The following is a 16444-nucleotide window of genomic DNA, read 5'->3' as shown; positions in this document are numbered from 1 at the left end:
GGAGATCCTACCTTCTTTCGAAGTAAAAATCATAGCTGCCTATGGTGAACTGGTCACCATTGCGCAGAGTATGTTGGCGCATATGCGGTGTATTATTAATGGTAATTCCATTGGTGCTACCAAGATCAAAAATGGTAAATTGTCCATCGGCTTGATATTTGATTTGGGCATGATAGCGTGAGACACGTTTATCTTCGACAATAATGTCATTGCTCAGTTGTCGCCCGAGATTGACCAGCGGTTTTTCGATCCGATAGGTCTGCTGTCCCGCTTGTGGCAGGCGAATGGTAAGCCAGGCCTGCGGCATGGGCGGTGCCTGTGGTGCTGGCGGCGGTGTGACTGGCGCAGCCGCTCCCCCATGATTGACACCCGAACGCGCGCCATGGGTAGCACCTGAACGCCCGCTGCTATGAGCGGGTGAACTTCCGGCATCAATGCCTGGCAAGGGCTGATTCGAAGGCAACTGGGCGCGAATTTGCGCCAATTGGTCGGGACTCAATGCCATGGTCGACATCATCCCACCGTCACCACCAGTGCTGGCCTGTTCGGCCTCAATACGTAACGCGCCGGGGCGCAAAGACGTATCAGTGTGCAGACGCAGAATCGGCACTGTTTTCAATGTATAATGTCGGCGGCGGGCAAACTCTACCAATTGATTTTGCCAGTCCCGTGACAGAGAAGTCATGTTAGGGGATATCTGCTGGTGGTCCTTTATGCTCAGATAGATATCATAAACATTCGGGGCCAGTTTGCGTCCCTCGCCTTGCAGCATCGTATTATCATCCATCGCCCGCTCTAATTTGCGTGCAATCTCAATCGGCTCTAACTTCGAAGGGAAGAGCCAGTTGAAAGGCGATTCAACGATGCGCTGCATAAACGCTTCCAATTTTGCTAATGGGTTACGGCGAGCGTTCAATGGTCCATCCTCCTGCTCGCTAAAATCTGACGTGCTTGTTGCGCGTCAATTTCAATCTGCTGTTTCAAAGCCTCAATTCCCGAGAAGCGCTGTTCACCCCGGAGATGCTCAATGAACTCTACATGGAGATACGCATCATAGAGATCCATTGTTACATCCAAGAGATGCACTTCTACCAAACGTTCTTTACCATTAAACGTAGGACGAATACCAATATTGGATACACCATTGTAGACGGTAGAATCTTCTATCCGGTCACGAATAGTACTTCTATGGACCGTGGCGCGTACCGCATAGACGCCATTGGTGGGAACAAGCTTATGCGCATCGAGTCGCAGGTTGGCGGTTGGAAACCCGATCTGGCGTCCACGCTCATCTCCATGCCCAACGATACCACCAAGCACAACCGGATGTCCAAGCAAAGTATTCGCTTCAGCCACATTGCCTGCATTGATTAATGCTCGGATACGCGTACTGCTGATGCGTGTTTCACCTGACTGCTCTAATGGTAATGCACGTACCAGCATACCATTTTTTTGCCCATAGGCTTCTAAAAAGGACACATTTCCCATGCGGTTATGGCCCAGACTGAAATCCGACCCGACAATCAGTCCCCGAATAGTAAAACGTTGGCAGAGATCATCCATAAAATCCTGTGCGGAGAGTGCTGCCACTTCGGGCGTGAAGTTAATCACAATGGAATCAGCAACCCCGCCATATTCTTTAGCGAGGGCCAGTTTTTCTCCCAGTGTGGTCAGATACTGGACATGAATATCTGGACGCACCACCATCAAGGTGTGCGGCTCGAATGTCACCATGACAGGTGTACAATCTAATGTCTGAGCCATTGCGCGCACTTCTTGTAAGAGTAGCTGGTGTCCAAGGTGGATACCATCAAAATTTCCAATCGTGATCGCAATCGGTGTATTCTCTGTTAAGGTTGTTTGGTATTCTGTCATCTCTATCGAGGCCCTCCTCCATTTGTACTCCTGGAGGTACCTAATCCTTGTTTTTCTTTCGTTTATAGTACCACAGCCGCTGCAAGCTCGCAATAAAGGCAGGGATTGTCCAGTACCCTCTTGTCTGGTAGGATCAGGCAAGAACTTTTCGTGGTTTCCATTGTTGCTGTTCGGTATCCCAGGTTGCAATCGCCAGAAACCGTCCATCGACCCCATACACACGGCCCAGTTCCCCGGGCGCGCTCTGTTGATTGGCTGGATCACTGAAGGAATTGCCATGCATGACACGTTGAGTCTGTGCTTCATCCAGATGTATGGCTGGATAGCTCTGAAGCGCGAAATCTGCGGGAAAGAGATACTGTGCCAGATTCCCTTGCTCACAGGCAAGCGCGAGCTGCTCCAGGGTAATACTATCCTGCAGGACAAAGGGACCGCTCCGCGTGCGTATCAGCCCCGTCAGATAGCCTCCACAGCCCAGATATTCTCCTAAATCATAAGCGAGCGAACGGATATAGGTGCCCTTGCTACAGGAGACTGTCAGAGTGAGATGAGGATGGCTCCAGTCGATGATTTCCAGGTTATGGATGGTGACAGGGCGTGGCTCCAGAATGACTTCGCTCCCAGCGCGCGCCAGCTTATATGCTGGCTGCCCTTGAATTTTGATAGCGGAGTAACGGGGGGGGAGTTGCAACTGGTCACCCTGGAAATGTGGTAATGCGGCTTCAATCTGCTCGCGTGTGAGTTGCGAGGTATCGGCTGTACGCAGTACCACCCCCTCGGCGTCATAGGTATCGGTCACGACGCCAAAGGTAATGATGGCCTGATAGGCTTTGCCATTTTCACTGAGATATTCGGCGACGCGGGTGCCCTGTCCCACACAAATGGGCAGTACGCCGCTGGCTTCTGGATCAAGCGTTCCGGTATGACCGACGCGCTTCTGCTTGAGCTGTTTGCGTACTTTTGCCACGACATCATGCGACGTCATATGCAGGTCTTTGTTGATATTAAGGATACCATCCACCACGTTCTTTTTCTCCACTCCCGGTCAGGATGCGCTGTTCTCGGACAGGCGTTGATCGCTTGCCTGTACCTCTTGTTCAATTGCGGCAATCACCAGTGGTATTGCTTCGGACATCGCTTGATTGATTGTCGCACCCGCGGCCCGCACATGGCCGCCGCCGCCTAAACGCTGACAGATCGCGGCAACATCATAAGGGGCATTACTGCGCAGGCTGACGCGCGTCACATTTGGATCTCCATAGCTCTTAAAGAACGCAGCAACCTGAACTCCTTCGATATCACGCAGCATGCTTGATTCATTGGTATCCATATCGGCAGTCACGCCGGTTGCGGCCAGCGTCTCATCCGTAGCATAGGACCAGATGATGCGTCCATCAGCCGAGGTCTGAATATTGTTGATCGCAGCTGCGGTAAAGCGCATCTCGGCCAGAGCATGGGTACGAAAGATCGGTTTGACAATCGCTTCTGCGCTCGCCCCTGCCTCTACCATGGCAGCCCCCGCCAGCATCGTACGTGTGGTGGTATTGGAATATTGGAAAGATCCTGTATCGGTGATTAAGCCAGTCAGCAGGCAGATCGCGGCATCCCTCGTCAAGGGAAGTCCTGTCTGTTCTTGAAATAAGATGAGCAATTCAGTTGTAGAAGCGGCGATTGGTTCAATAATATTTACCTGACCGCAGCCTGTACTACTGACATGATGATCGATATTGAGAATGGTGGCCTGATCGAGGAACGCCTGATGCTGTGTATAGAGCGCGCCATAGCGGCTTAACTCACCGGCATCCAGCGCAATTACCAGATCAAACTGCTCATCGCCCAGAGTGGTTTGGAGTGTTTCCACGCCTGGTAGAAATGTAAAGGATCTGGGTGCAGGATCGGTGCAGGCCGGTACGCAGGTTTTGCCAATCTGACGCAGGATTTCAGCGAAGCCCAGAGCCGCTCCAAGGCAATCCCCATCGGGATTTTGGTGCGCGAGCAGTGCGATACGCTGTGCGCCCTCGATCAGGGCCAGGGCTTGTTGTACTTGTGTTGGATTTAACTGGTTTGCTAATGCTGTATGGATCGATGTTTGTATCGTATCTGGACAGGCGGATTCGTTCATTCAACCTCTTTTGTCTGGAGTTTCTCTGGATTTTTCTTAAGCCTCTGGATTGCTCAACTGTTGCTTCTCGCGATCTTCCTCAGCAACTTGATTAATCAAATTGAGAATGCGTGCGCCTTCTTCAATCGAATTATCCAGTTTGAAGCCGATTTCCGGCATATAACGCAGCGTCAGGCGGGTTGCGAGTTCATGGCGTAAGAAGCCGCGGGCATTTTTCAATCCCTGCATCGTCTCAGCCTGCTCTTCGGGCGTGCCCATGACACTGACAAAGACCTTTGCGTGCCGCAGATCGCCACTCACTTCGACGCGTGTAATACTCGCGAAGCCAACGCGTGGATCTTTCACCCGTGTACGAATCAACTCGCTCAAATCAGAGGCCATCAATTCGCCTAATTTTTCTTGACGATGGGCATTTGGCATGCTCTTTTTCTCCCTATGCTGTGCCAGGGCGGTCATCCATGCTCTTTAAAGCTGGATGACCACAGGCTACAGTGCATATTATGATCGTGTTACGACGCGTTCTTGCGCGAATGCCTCAATAATGTCACCAACTTCGTATGCGTTATAGTCTTCGAGGAGAATACCACACTCATATCCCGTCAGGACCTCACGGACATCATCTTTACCACGGCGCAGCGATGCGACTTTGCCCTCAAAGACCTTCTCGTCGTTACGCGTGAGACGGATCTCTGAACCACGGGTGATCTTGCCATCCGTGATGCGGCAACCGGCAATTACCGTTTTACCAGCCTTAAAGGTCTGAATAATCTCGGCGTGTCCATTGATAACTTCGCGATAGGTTGGTTCCAACATACCGACCAGAGCGGCCTGAATATCCTCAATCAACTTGTAGATGACTGTGTAATAGCGGATATCGACGCCTTCGCGCATCGCTTCACGAGCAGCAGTCACATCAGCTTTGACGTTAAAGCCGATAATAATTGCTTTCGAGGCGGATGCGAGATAGACATCGGTTTCACTGATCTGGCCGATACCTTCATGAATCAGACGCACTTTCAGATTGTCCTCACCCAGTTTCGACAAGGAGCCTTTAATAGCTTCCAGTGAACCCTGCACATCGCTCTTGATTACCACGTTCAGTTCTTTGACGGTCCCCTTCTGCATTTGCATGTAGAGGGTATCCAACGTGACCTGACCCAGTGGCATGGCCTCGTCCTTCCGTTTCATGTCCTCGGTTTCAGCCAACTGTTTCGCTGTGCGCTCATCCTCAGTTACGACCAGGCGATCACCGGCATTTGGTACCTCTGGTAAGCCCAGGATACTGACTGGTGTGCTTGGTGTGGCCTTCTGGATGCGTTTGCCACGATCATTGAACATGGCACGTACTTTACCAGAAATGGCTCCCACAACGATATTGTCGCCCATCTGCAAGGTACCTTGTTGAACCAGAACAGTCGCGGTCGCGCCACTATTTTTCTCCAACTTGGCCTCGATGATAACACCGGTTGCCAGACGATCAGGATTCGCTTTGATATCCTGTACCTCGGCGACCAGCAGGATATAATCAAGCAGTTCGTCGATACCTTCGCCTCTGCGGGCTGAGATCGGCACACAGACAGTATCGCCGCCGTACTCTTCGATCACGATACCGAGTTCGGTCAATTGCTGCTTCACATGATCAGGATTGGCGTTGGCCTTATCGATTTTGTTCAGGGCAATGATTATCGGCACTTTCGCCGCCCGTGCATGGTCGATAGCTTCACGCGTCTGAGGCATCACGCCGTCATCGGCCGCAACCACGATAATGGCGATATGCGTTACCTGAGCACCGCGAGCACGCATGGCCGTGAAGGCTTCGTGACCAGGAGTATCCAGGAAGGTAATCTTTTTGTTGTTGACTTCAACCTGATAGGCACCGATGTGCTGTGTGATACCACCGGCTTCACCTGCGGCCACCTTTGTTTTACGAATGGTGTCCAGCAAGGAGGTTTTACCATGGTCAACGTGACCCATGATAGTGACAACAGGAGGAATGGTGACCATATTCTCTTCGTTATGGGTCGCCATCATCGCTTCGTTGGCGGATAGTACCTTCTCGCCTCGGACAGCCGGGCTGTCGGTCGTCGCGAGCGGGCTGGGCTCAAAGCCGAGATCCTGGGCTACCAACGAGGCTTTGTCATAATCGACAACCTGATTGATACTCGCGAAGATCGCATGCTTATTGATCAGATCTCTAATGACCTCAATCGGGGAGACGCTCAGCATATCTGCCAGGTCCTTGACCACGATCTGAGGTGGCAGAGAAATTGGCCCGGTTGGCTTTTCTTTCACTGGAGCTGTACGGCGTTCCTGTGAACGTGGGGCGGAACGACCACCTGGACGACCGCCAGGACGTCCACTGGCACCCGCTGTACCACCGGGACGGCGATTGCCCTGTCCTTGATAGCCGCCACCAGAAGGACCACCACGGTTCGCGGTCCCTGGTCGTGAAGGGCCGCCGGTTTGTGGGCGTGAGTCACGATCATAGGTACGGGTATGCTCTTTATCGCGATCATGGCTACGATCCCGCTCTGGGAAAGGTCGTGGCGCGATTGCGGGAGCATTGGATGCGACGGGACGAGGTCCACTGGGATTGCCCCGATAAGGAGGACGAGGGCCACCCTGTCCACCTTGATAGCCACCACCAGCGGGACGAGGGCCACCCTGTCCACCTTGATAGCCACCACCGGCAGGACGAGGGCCACCCTGTCCACCCTGGTAGCCACCACCAGCGGGACGAGGGCCACCCTGTCCACCCTGATAGCCACCACCAGCGGGACGAGGGCCACCCTGTCCGCCTTGATAGCCGCCAGGACGAGGACCATTGTTGTAGCCACCACCAGCGGGACGAGGGCCACCCTGTCCACCTTGATAGCCGCCACCGGCGGGACGTTGACCCTGATAGCCACCACCGGCAGGACGAGGGCCATTGTTGTATGGGCGTGGACCGCTAGGTCCGTCGTTGCTGCGGTTATAGCCACCGGGTCGTGGAGAACCATCTTGTGGTCCACGATCATTGTTGTTGGCGCGATTGGTTGCAGGATGTTGCGGCTGTTCAGGAGTGCGTGGTGCGGTTCCTTGTTCTGAGCCATCTTGCTTGACTGCATTTGTTGCGTTAGCACCACCATCGCTAGGTGGTGTTGGACGACGCCGAGGCGCGGGCCTGGTTTCCTGTTCCTGGCTGTTTGCTGCTTGGCTGTTTGCTGTCTGGTTTTCTGGTTTTGGCCGAGGGGCTGATGTTGTTGTACGTGGGCTGGCTGGTTTTGCCTGAGCCTGCTCGGTCCCCTCTGGAAGTTCTGATATATCTCTCATGAAGAAGACTCCCTTCTTATCAGATGGTGCGCCAAAAAGTGGCGGCGGAATCTCTCTTCACAGCCATAAAAAAGGTCTGCCGCCCGATCCAGCGTATGGAAACAGGGGGACAGATCCTCGTTAGTGCATGCCAGGCGAATATAAGTCTGCGCCCACCGGCGTAGAGGCGGTTTATCTAATCATAGTAAATCGCTCCGCAAACATTCGCTCTATGCTGCCCAAACTACGAGGGGCTGTGTCTCTATCAAGAGTAGAGAAAAAACGAAACATTGTTCAATCCTCATCCAACCCGGAGATCAGATGCCAGTATTGAAAAACTCTATCCCCACAGTGAGGATAGGGACAATATACATACGGTCTCAGTATAACGTACTGAATAGATCCTTGCAATATCACATCGCTCACTTAAAAGATGAGTTTGAGCATCATTTTCGCAGTTTTATGATGTTGCATCGGCCGCCTTTGGGCGGCCTTTTTTTGCTTTTGCGGGCTTGCTTGCCGGTAGTCCAGGATCATCGGTGGGCAAGGTTGCGACATAGTCATCGAGACCCTGACGATCCTCATCTGAGATGACCGTTTCGAAGACCTGTTCAATGCGATGTTCTTTCAACGCTTTTTGCCAGCAGGAGAGCCTGGCGCAAAGATAGGCTCCCCGACCGGACTTTTTGCCAGTAGCATCGATTAATACATGCCCATCGGGCGTACGGACGATGCGTAGCAATTCGCGTTTCGGTTTATTTTCGCGGCAGGCAATACAGGTGCGCAATGGAAGATGTTTTTGTTTTTGTGGTTGTTTGTTCGCTGTCTTCATCATGCGCTCCCTTCCTTATTCTCTATCGTACTCATAGGTCGAATTACTATGCCGGTTGCCACCGCTTCCACTGCCGCCACGTTCTCGGCGATCATTGCGACGTGAACCGTTCTCGCGGTCGTGTCGACCTGATCCCTGCGTACGTTCGGGCCGCTCGCGCCGTGGATGATGCGCGGTATGTGAATGTTCCGCAGCCTCTTCCACGCGTTCCTCGAAAACCTCACCCTCGCCTGGCTTTATGACATCAACACGCCAGCCAGTCAGTTTTGCGGCCAGGCGAGCATTTTGTCCATCTTTACCAATGGCAAGTGATAATTGACGTTCCAGAACGGTCACGATAGCTGTATGATCTGATTCACGCAACTCAACCTTCAATGGCTTGACCGGGCTTAAGGCATTGCCCACAAAGGTTGCGGCATCGGGACTCCACAGAATAATATCGATTTTCTCATCATTCAGCTCGCGTACAATGTTACTGATACGCGCACCACGGACACCGACGCAGGAACCAATCGGATCAAGTCCCTCCTGGCGAGCTACCACCGCTACTTTTGAGCGGCTGCCTGGCTCGCGTGCAATCCCTTTAATCTCAACTGTTCCTTCGTAGATTTCTGGGACTTCTGACTCGAACAAGCGACGTACCAGATCGCGGTGAGTGCGTGAGACGAGAATTTGTAGCATACGCCCCTGCACACGACGAACATCGTACACATAGACACGTAAACGCTGATGAACACGATTCGGTTCTGTCGGAACCTCTTCACCGGGAGCCATCATGCCTTCAACATTATCTACCTGATCGAGATCAAAATCCAGGAGCCAACCACGTACAGGATCTTTCCGTGTCAGGGTTCCCAGGCGAATCTCGCCCACCCAGTTCTTGATTTGATCATAGAGATGTTCATGCTCAGCTTCGCGAATACGTTGCAGAATAACCTGTTTCGCGGTTTGTGCTGGAATGCGCGTGAAGATGAACGACGAATCAACGTCGATAAATTGTCCGAGGGCCGCGTTGGGAATGAGACGTTGCGCCTCTGCCAGAGAAACCTCTTCGTTTAGATCTCTTACCTGGGCTACCACTCTTTTAGCTGCCCATACATGGACTTCTCCGTTTTTATCAACCTCAATGCGGACATTTTCTCCGCCGCCGAAGCTCTTACGGTAAGCCGCTAGTAGGGCGGTGGCTACAGTTTCCATTACCACTTCGCGGGGTAGTCCCTTCTCGGCAATTAATTGTGCGATAGCCGCTTGAAATTCGCTCCTCATATGCCATGCTCCTCCCGCTGGCGCCCAGTAATATACTACATCATTTTTTCGTGTGCAAAGAAAAAAGTCTCTGGCAGACAGAAAAGTGGGGGATGCCCACTTTTCTTTCCATGTTTACTCTATTCTATAGGTATTATATCACGGAACTTGCGGTATGTAAATGAGATTTAAGCTGCTGTGGTCTATAGGGCTATGCAGAATTTGACGTGATCTTCTTTTTTTGTATCAAGGCATGTTTGAATAATCTAAGGGTAATAACAACACTCGGCTGTGATATATTCCATGCCTGCCTGCCTATCCCTGATGGGATAGCTTTACGCGCCAGCATCTAAACTCGTAGAGGACGAACAAGCATTGATTGATGCTATCCGTGAGATATGAAGGAATTTCCAGCGGAGAGGATGATGCATGACGCCAAGATCACCCAGATCTATGAAGGCACCAATCAGATTCAGCGTCTGGTGATTGCCCGTGCTCTATTAAATGAGCAAGCCTGATCTGCTATCCATTTCATGCATACTAAGGTACTATAGATAGTATGGATTTGCTTATTTTTATTGGCCTGCAAGCATCAGGCAAGAGTACCTTATATCGCACCAGTTTCGCCGCAACCCATGCTTATATCAGCAAGGATCTTTTGCGTAACAACAAAAAACCAGCCCAGAGGCAACTGCAACTGCTCGAAGAAGCCCTCCAGGCTGGACATTCTGTTGTCATCGACAATACCAATCCCACGCCTGAAGATCGTGCTCCTTTAATTGCTCTGGGACATCAATATGGGGCTCGTGTCATCGGCTATCTGTTTGAAACGCAGGTACAGCGCAGCCTGGATTGGAATGATCAGCGTACTGGCAAAGCGCATGTTCCTCGCATTGGCATCTTTGCCACTCTCAAGCGTCTCACCGCACCTCTATATAAGGAAGGGTTTGATGAACTTTATCGTGTGCGACCTACCGCCGACCTGCAATTTGACATTCAGCCCATCAATTCTACTCAAGTGTGATTATCTTAATAAAGATGGGGCCTTTCAGATCTTCTGTGATCTTTACGTATAATTTTTTTGCGCCTGCGGTGCTCAGAATGTGTCGGACTCCCAGTACCATCGGGATCTTACTGTTTGACCTGCTGGCAGGCGCATGCGCGCCTGCGCCTTTTTTAGTGTGTGGTGTCGGAAAAGTTCGAAGAACTTTTCCGACACCACACACTAAAAAGAAGTTTGAGCACCGCAGGTGCGAAAACTCATGCACAGAGATCGTGGAGAGCATGGGAATCAAACACATACTTGCATTCTCCCAATATGCAGCTCTTATCCATCACTACTGATGGATAAGAGCTCGCTTTAATGGAAAGCAAGCTGTATTACTTGTTCCTCTGACCCTTCATCCACTTCGATCACGATGCTCCTCAGTTCTGGGTAATACTGCCAGGCAAGCTGTTTCTCTCCCAACATAACAGATGCAGGCACGGTGAGCAGTTCACGCAACTCGAGTCGTAGATATTTGCGCTCTGGAGTAAATGTCCCCTCACGGACGCCGAGCGTGACACGGATAGTGGTTGGCTCGACGACTTCACAAATAATCGTACGCCGCGCATAGACTCCCTGAATCTGCTCATACCCATCGCCGGCATCCTCATAGAGATATGATATAGCGCTTCCCTGGGCGGGATACAAGAGCAGCGTCAGGAAGTCTGTCTTCTCGGCTCCCACATAGCTCATTGGTGATCCCAGAGGCAGGGCGACATTGGCCTGGATGTAGAGGGCGGGCTGTCCCAGGGGGGCGTGGGCCAGAATATGAGCTGGACCCTCCAGCCGTTCCCCGCTCCAAAAGTGGAACCAGGTGCCAGCGGGAAGATAGACATAGCGATACTCAATCCCAGGCTTCGTAATCGGCGCAATCAATAGAACATCACCGCATAAAACTTCATCATCCACTGTATAGGCGCTACTATCTTCAGGATGTGACCAGAAGAGGGGGCGCAACAAAGGCGCTCCGGTGCGATGACATTGCTCGAAGAGGGTATATAAATAAGGGATGAGTTGCTGGCGGAACTTGAGCATAGTGCGACAAAGAGAGGTATAGGGTTCTCCGAAGACCCATGGTTCCTGATGGCGCGTGAGCTTTTCAGCATGGTTGCGGCAAAAAGGCTGGAAGATACCCCATTCGATCCAACGCGTCAATAATTCCCCATTCGTATCGCCATAAAAGCCACCGATATCAACACCAGCCCAGCCAACTCCCGATAAACCAAGATTCTGAAGCTGCGCGATGCTCATCGCCAGATGCTCCCAGGTCGAAGAGTTGTCGCCGGTCCACAATAAGGCATGGCGCTGAATGCCCGCATAACCAGAACGGGAGATAACAAAGGGCCGCTGCTCAGGACGCAGGCGCAACAGACCTTCACGCGTCGCCTGAGACATCAGAGAACCATAGGCATTGTGTACTTGTAGATGATACTTGACCTTGCCGTTTACCGCGTGAATCACACCTGGAGGCATGGTCGAATTCAAGGGAATGAACAGAGCAGGCTCATTCATATCGCACCAGATGCCTGCAATACCTGTATCCAACAGTGTCTGATGCTGTCCCCCCCACCAGGAACGTGTCTCAGCATTCATAAAGTCGGGAAAGACACAGAGGCCAGGCCAGACGGCATTCTGATAATCACTTCCCTCGGTCGTCTTACAATACAGATCACGATCCCGGCCTTCCCGGTAGAGCCAATAGTTCTCATCAACCTTTACGCCAGCGTCGATAATACCTACAGTATGAAAGCCCAGTGCGCGTAGTTCCACCAGCATTCCTTCTGGATCAGGAAAACGTGAGCGATCCCAGGTAAAATCCCGATAACCATCCATATAATCAATATCAAGATAGAGGGTATCACAGGGAATGTCATGCTCACGAAAACTCCGGGCAATGCGTAGCACCTCATCTGCCGTCTCATATCCAAAACGGCTCTGACCATTGCCGAGCGACCACAGTGGAGGAAGAGGCGTATAGCCGGTTAATTCTGTATAGCGCGCCAGTACGTCACGCGGTGTGGGACCACAGAAGAGATAATAAACGAGGTCGCCACTGGCAGTGCCAAACCATGATCGGCAAGCATCTTCATCCGCCAGATCGAACTCGGAAAACGCTGGGCTATCCAAAAAGAACCCCCAGGCTTTTCCGCCACCCACGACCAGTGTAAAGGGAATGGAAACATAGAGATTATTCTGAAGCGCCGTATGCCCACGAGGAGGATCAACATTCCAGAATATCTGATGAGAGCCTGTCTTATCTAATCCCGCTGTCCGTTCTCCACAGCCAAAATAATGCTCATCAGCCGCGTGCTGTTTATAGACACGCAACGGCGTACCGAGCGTCCCCAATGGATTGGGGATATCGATTAAAGCAGCCTGTTCGTTACCCTTAAGCCAGCCCATACCCAGGTCAGGATCATCGACGGCAAAGGTGCGCCCACTCACATCCGAAAAGCCAATCCGAAGCGGATTAAGTGAGATGTGCGCGGTCGCGAAAGAGGTCGAGAGAGAGACAACACCATCCTCTTCCGTTCCAGAAATACGAGCAGCTTCTCCATCCCATTCGCGAGCCAGCACCGCCTCAGAATCATACGTAATAGCGCGTCCATGCGCGAATAAAGCAACCCGAAAGAGATCAGGAGCCAGGGCAGTGACTTCAACGTTCTCCGCATCAGTAGCCAGACGGACCTTGCCACGTTCGCATGTGATAATCCTGGCCTTGCCAAGCGCGTTATAACCAGTTGGAACAACCTGATTATTTACATCTGTGGGCAGTGTTATATCCATAAATACATTTCTCTTTCCACTAAATGTCTCTCTATCGTGCCTGTACATTATTCATGAGTAGCCATCCAGCGCTCTGTTCCTCTTCGTCGCCAGAAATTATCGGTCTGTACAGACAGAAAATGAACTTTTTTCAGTACTTTTACTATACAAAAGCGATGTACGAAGCCGATGAAGAACCTTTACGAGTTCGCGCAGGCCCTCCCCGCCTTCGTACATCCAGATCGCTAGATGGCTCTACTAGGAGTAGATTTCAATACCGTTGATAAACGGATTGTCCGCTCCACCCTGGGTAAACGCGATTACAATCTGACCGCTGCTATTCGCAGTGGCAGTGAACTGTTTCGTCAGGGCTTTTTTGTAGCCTACGGTCGCGTAGACATCAAAACTACTCAAAACCGAGCTACCATTGATGGCGACGTTAAACTTGCGCTGTCCCACAGCCTGGAAGGTCAACTCGGCCCAGTCAAGCTGTACCGTGTAGGATTTCCCGGCGGTTAAGCCTGGAATAGTATAGGTAAACGAACTATTCCAACGACAGGTCTGCCAGACCCCCTGCGGGGCGGGATTGGTTACGCCACTGGTATCGATGGAGGTAGAGGTATCCGAAAACTGATTGCCCTGATTGTAGTCAGTATCGGCAACGAAGCTTCCATTTGCACCACCGCCAGCGTTGATGGCTGTGACCAATGTCTTAGGAGTCGGCGTGGGTGTTGGGGTCGGCGTGGTTACCGGGCCGCCAGCAGGATCCCAGACTTCGATGCCATTGATGAAAGGATTATCTGCACCGCCCTGGCTGAAAGCGATCACGATCTGTCCGCTTCCATTGGCAGTGGTAGTGAAAGTTTTAGCCACGGCCTTTTTGTAGCCTGCAGTCGCATAGACATCAAAGCTACTCAAAACCTGACTGCCATTGATGGCGACGTTAAACTTGCGTTGTCCCGCAGCCTGGAAGCTCAATTCGGCCCAGTCTAACCGGACGGAATAGGATTTTCCAGCCGTCAGGCCAGGGATCGTGTAGGTAAACGCGCTGTTCCAACGACAGGTCTGCCAGACGGATTGTGGAGCAGGGCTCCCGACCCCACTGGTATCAATCGAGGTAGAAGCATCCGAAAACTGGTTGCCCTGATTATAGTAGGTATCAGCAACATAACTACCCGAGGATGCGCCACCAGCATTGATCGCGCTCACTAATGTCCCACCTGGCGCAGGCGTCGGGGTTGGGGCCGGGGTTGGCGTGGGCGTTGGTGGCGTTGGTGTCGGGGTTGATCCAGGAGGAGGTGTTGGCGCTGGTGTTGGTGTACCGGTCGGGAAGCCACAGGTCTGTGTCGCAGGGCTCCAACCAGTGTTACCTGAACCCAGCGTTATCTGCCAGGATTGTGAGCCTTCACAACTCTCCAGGCTACCCACACTCAAGTTGCTGGCCGTTACATTGGTCGCTGATCCAGTTATAGTATTCACCTTATTCGAAAAAGCAAACTCAGCACCATTGATGTTGACGTTGCTAAAGGCGATGGTACTCATGGGATTGCCACCATCAAACGAAATCGCAGCAAAGTAGCTGTTATCGATCTCATCCCCTGAGACTGTGAAAGGCGCATTGATAGAGCCAGTATCAGCCCAGAACATGAGAGCACCAAATTGTTGGATACCCTGATCTCCCCAACCAGCTACCAGTTGGATAGTGTTGTTCGAGACCGTTGTAGTACCACTAAAAGGCGCAGTTGGATTGCCAAAGTTTTCATAATCCAACATGATACCGCCGCCGCGATACTGTGAGCCAGAGACAATATTGTTCGTGGCACTGTTGCTAGCACCACCATAAATGGCGATACCGTTAGCTAAGTACGCCGACTGTACAGTATTATGGTCGAAAGTATCGCTCGTGTCACCGGTTGACGCACCACCGAGATCAGACCACATCGCCAGACCATCGTCACCAGTGCCACGAATGATGCTCTGTGAGACGGTCGAGTTGCTGATACCACGATGGAAATTGATACCATCAGCCGTCGTGCTATCAATACGGCTGCCGGTGACGGTCAGACCACTGAATGGACCATCAAACCACATACCAACCTTGGTATGCTCAATCCAAACATTAGAGATGGTCGAATTGTTCAGTGAACCGCCGATACCGTTGTCCTGAATACAGTCTATGCGGTTTTTGATCTGGCCCTCAACAGCAAAGTTCGACAGATTGACATTGGCACTAGCAGGCCCATCATAGGTATCTTTTCCATAGACGCCCACACCGGTGCCAGTGCTACTCGAGGGAGCGCCACCGAGGACCGAATACCATGGACCAGCACCCGTTAGAGTGACATTGTCGACAAGAATGTGGCTGGTGACCAGATAATTGCCTTGTGGAATATAGACACCCTTACCCTGGGATGCACCAGCATTGACGGCGTTCTGGATGGCCGTCGTGGAATCCACCGCACCGGTCGGATCAGCGTTATACGGCGCGTCAGTAACTGAGATATCGCCGGTTGGCCTGGCTATTGCTGCCGCCACTTGCTGGAAATCAGCGACATCAATGGCATACCATGAAGCAGTATTCTCAGAATCAACTTGCAGTTTTACTGTGGTACCGGCAGCCATCTGTGGTAACAGAGTATGTACTTCATCAAATTGATGATGAGCAACGCCGCCAGGAGTATCTGACCAACCATTGCTATTACAATCCGAAAATTGTGGCGTGCCATACAGCCAGCTATATTTCGAAGTGAGCTGTAGGTCGTTTGGCTGCTTCACTCCATTGATATAGACACTAAGTGAGGCATTGATACCACCACCGCTGGCAGAGTCGGGAATGCTATAGCGCAGATTGATCGAGTTAGCGGCCTGAGGAAGGGTAAACTGAACGTATTTCCCCGAGGTCAACTGGACAATCGTACGATCTACGGCATCCGAGGCTAAATCCCCTAATTGATAATCAGGACCAGTGATGGTGCCGTTGGTGCTGGCGCTATGAGCTTCCAATTCGGTATAGGGAAGCGTGGCGCCACTACCACCTGTCGTGGCGCTGGCTGCGTTTGGCAAACGTGAAGCGCTCGCGCTTCGCGGAAAAGTAAGAACCACTCCAGCTGTACTTAGTAATAAGATAAAGGCAATAAATGCTCCCAGAGCTTTATTTTTCCCGTTGCTCTTTGGATTGTGCATCGTGCAACTTCCTTTCCAGGCTTCTTATCCACACCCTAGTGGCAGCCTGTCAAATGGGAGGAGAATATACTACTTTGTAAAAATT

The 16444-nt window shown here is 51.7% G+C and carries 11 protein-coding genes and 1 pseudogene; 2 read left to right on the top strand and 10 right to left on the bottom strand.

Annotated elements, in window-relative coordinates:
* Nucleotides 1-7: 7 nt before the first annotated feature.
* From F1593_RS03060 to nusA, 8 genes are all read right to left on the bottom strand, one after another.
* Nucleotides 8-916, bottom strand: a complete 909-nt coding sequence (locus F1593_RS03060; protein ID WP_149400096.1) for a DUF3662 and FHA domain-containing protein — start codon at nucleotides 914-916, stop codon at nucleotides 8-10.
* Nucleotides 913-1875, bottom strand: a complete 963-nt coding sequence (locus tag F1593_RS03055) for a bifunctional riboflavin kinase/FAD synthetase (protein ID WP_172631822.1) — start codon at nucleotides 1873-1875, stop codon at nucleotides 913-915. Before F1593_RS03055 ends, F1593_RS03060 begins: the two co-directional genes overlap by 4 nt.
* A gap of 133 nt (nucleotides 1876-2008) precedes the next feature.
* Nucleotides 2009-2896 (bottom strand): tRNA pseudouridine(55) synthase TruB, encoded by an 888-nt coding sequence (gene truB / locus F1593_RS03050; RefSeq protein WP_268907006.1) that lies wholly within the window; start codon nucleotides 2894-2896, stop codon nucleotides 2009-2011.
* A gap of 24 nt (nucleotides 2897-2920) precedes the next feature.
* A complete protein-coding gene (locus F1593_RS03045) occupies nucleotides 2921-3997 on the bottom strand; it encodes a DHH family phosphoesterase (protein ID WP_149400093.1) in 1077 nt (358 codons plus the stop codon).
* Between the two features lie 36 nt (nucleotides 3998-4033).
* Entirely contained in the window at nucleotides 4034-4417 is a 384-nt protein-coding gene (gene rbfA / locus F1593_RS03040; RefSeq protein ID WP_149400092.1) for a 30S ribosome-binding factor RbfA, read from the bottom strand.
* A 78-nt stretch (nucleotides 4418-4495) separates the two neighbouring features.
* Nucleotides 4496-7309: a translation initiation factor IF-2 gene (gene infB / locus F1593_RS03035; protein ID WP_149400091.1), complete on the bottom strand. Its 2814-nt coding sequence runs from the start codon at nucleotides 7307-7309 to the stop codon at nucleotides 4496-4498.
* A 439-nt stretch (nucleotides 7310-7748) separates the two neighbouring features.
* Nucleotides 7749-8123, bottom strand: coding sequence for an RNase P modulator RnpM (rnpM, locus tag F1593_RS03030; protein WP_216368755.1), 375 nt, complete (start codon nucleotides 8121-8123; stop codon nucleotides 7749-7751).
* Nucleotides 8124-8135: 12 nt separating this feature from the next.
* Nucleotides 8136-9386: a transcription termination factor NusA gene (gene nusA, locus F1593_RS03025; RefSeq protein ID WP_235932474.1), complete on the bottom strand. Its 1251-nt coding sequence runs from the start codon at nucleotides 9384-9386 to the stop codon at nucleotides 8136-8138.
* Between the two features lie 380 nt (nucleotides 9387-9766).
* Between nusA and F1593_RS03020 the strand changes: the two are divergent.
* Nucleotides 9767-9883 (top strand): annotated as a pseudogene (locus tag F1593_RS03020) (acyl-CoA dehydrogenase family protein); the annotation flags it as partial.
* A 41-nt stretch (nucleotides 9884-9924) separates the two neighbouring features.
* A complete protein-coding gene (locus F1593_RS03015; RefSeq protein WP_149400090.1) occupies nucleotides 9925-10389 on the top strand; it encodes an ATP-binding protein in 465 nt (154 codons plus the stop codon).
* A 336-nt stretch (nucleotides 10390-10725) separates the two neighbouring features.
* On the opposite strand, the gene F1593_RS03010 is transcribed toward F1593_RS03015, so the two are convergent.
* Nucleotides 10726-13197, bottom strand: coding sequence for a glycoside hydrolase family 31 protein (locus tag F1593_RS03010; RefSeq protein ID WP_149400089.1), 2472 nt, complete (start codon nucleotides 13195-13197; stop codon nucleotides 10726-10728).
* Nucleotides 13198-13434: 237 nt separating this feature from the next.
* Nucleotides 13435-16359 (bottom strand): malectin domain-containing carbohydrate-binding protein, encoded by a 2925-nt coding sequence (locus F1593_RS03005; RefSeq protein WP_149400088.1) that lies wholly within the window; start codon nucleotides 16357-16359, stop codon nucleotides 13435-13437.
* Nucleotides 16360-16444 lie beyond the last annotated feature (85 nt).

It is taken from the genome of Dictyobacter arantiisoli (assembly GCF_008326305.1).
In the GTDB taxonomy this organism is placed as follows: domain Bacteria; phylum Chloroflexota; class Ktedonobacteria; order Ktedonobacterales; family Ktedonobacteraceae; genus Dictyobacter; species Dictyobacter arantiisoli.
The sequence above is the reverse complement of the archived record's forward strand: the minus strand, read 5'-3'. Positions and strand labels throughout refer to the sequence as shown.